The organism is Paenibacillus polysaccharolyticus, assembly GCF_023714295.1.
Taxonomy (GTDB): domain Bacteria; phylum Bacillota; class Bacilli; order Paenibacillales; family Paenibacillaceae; genus Paenibacillus; species Paenibacillus polysaccharolyticus_A.
Genome location: NZ_JAMAUN010000091.1, coordinates 1 through 228, shown reverse-complemented (window position 1 = coordinate 228; position 228 = coordinate 1). Strand labels below are relative to the sequence as shown.

At 47.8% G+C, this 228-nt stretch carries 1 rRNA gene; it reads left to right on the top strand.

From position 1 onward, the window contains the following. A 23S ribosomal RNA gene (locus tag M3629_RS28345) occupies positions 1–228 on the top strand; the annotation flags it as partial.

The following is a 228-nucleotide window of genomic DNA, read 5'->3' as shown; positions in this document are numbered from 1 at the left end:
TACCACAAGGACATTTTTGTCTGACAAGGTGTGAAGCCTTGGATGACCAAATGGTTCCCAGGGGATAAACACAGGACTTCGAAGCTGGAGTGAAGTCGATCCAGGGGTAGGGGAGCGTTGTATAAGGATTGAAGGTGTACCGTAAGGAGCGCTGGACATTATACAAGTGAGAATGCCGGTATGAGTAACGAAAAGATCAGTGAGAATCTGATCCGCCGAAAGCCTAAG